Consider the following 1372-nt stretch of genomic DNA (forward strand, 5'->3'; position numbering starts at 1 on the left):
ATAACGATGAGAGCGCTTCATCTAACGTAAAATTGACGACCGCAAAAGTCATGGGGGCCAGGTTGCCGATAGTGCAGGAAAAGCGGAGTCCGGTTTTCATGGTTTTTCCTCGTTATGTTACATGAGCTTCTGGTGCCCGGGCATATTGTAAAATTCCCAGTGTTCATCGGTGTCATCATTGATGACAGTTAATATGTGAAAGCTTGTTTCGACCAGGCAGAGGGAAAAAGCGGTATGTAATGTCTTGGCAAAGGTATACATTTCGCCTTCATGTTCATAATTTCCGGGTGTCATACGAAGCGTGATTTTTTGGCCTCTCACGGGGATACCCTTGACCAGACGGTAGTGTGGCTCGATATGGATGTGATTGAGACCATCGGCCATGCGCTGAATATGCCGGCTACGCGGGGCGTCCAGATGCGCGAAGGTATTAAGTTGTTTGACCAGAGATCTGACGGAATCAATATGACCGAGAAAAAAGGGCCCAATCGACAACAGGGAGAGTATCGGCCAATGCTGATGACTGTTGACTACGGCCGGAAAATCTTTTGATGCTGCCACGATATTTTTGGCCTGAATATGGCTGGGTATCTCCTCGTCGGATATACAGATTTGCCCGATGTCCAGTGTGTGTGCCTGGGTATCAAATTTCTGATATTGGCAGTAAAAATCGTGATGATGGTGCGCTGTGACGGGTTTTGCCTGATGATCATAAAATGTGAGAGTAATTTGACTGCCGCCAAATGGCAATTCCTCTCGTATATGGTCAAAAAGCAATATGTTGTCACTGGGTTCGGCAAAATGGTGGGCCGTCAGTTGCGCGCTATTGATAAGAGGAACACGGCGACCTGATCCGCTGGATATTTCTTCAGGTTCAGAGTGGAGTTTAACGTTATCAATACTGAAAATTTCATCTGCCGGTAATACATAACACGATTTGTCCTTTTCAAATATTATCGGTTTTGTTCTTGCCGAAGACAGGTTGATAACCGGTACGCAGTGAGGAATAAAGGCGGGTGTGATGTCCTCGATGGGAATATTGCAGTTGAATTCCAGGGTAAGGGTAAATTGCTTATCCTCGCCTAAAGGGAGCTTAGAGATCTCCGCCGATAAATCAAATGACATCAAGTCATTAACATGTGGCAGATAGAGGTATTCGTATAATACCTGCAACGGCCAGAAATAGTCATGGGGTCTCGGCAGGACCAGATTTCCCTTCATACGTGGAGCGCTCTTGATAGACAGCCACATCTCCTTCTCGGCAAGGGATGTTTTCAGATAAATGTTGTCTAGCGACTGATCCAGGTATTTCGTCAGTAAAGACGCCAGTTTTTGATCTTCGCCCAGAAAAAGCGTGACTGGCCCGGTCTTC

1 protein-coding gene is annotated in these 1372 nt (G+C 46.3%); it reads right to left on the reverse strand.

What is annotated here, in order from left to right; all coding sequences use genetic code 11:
* Positions 1-117 precede the first annotated feature (117 nt).
* A partial coding sequence (locus tag ABR397_RS22625) for a type VI secretion system baseplate subunit TssF (protein WP_350307676.1) occupies positions 118-1372 on the reverse strand: 1255 nt, incomplete at its 5' end.

It is taken from the genome of Photorhabdus viridis (assembly GCF_040256935.1).
Lineage (GTDB): Bacteria > Pseudomonadota > Gammaproteobacteria > Enterobacterales > Enterobacteriaceae > Photorhabdus > Photorhabdus viridis.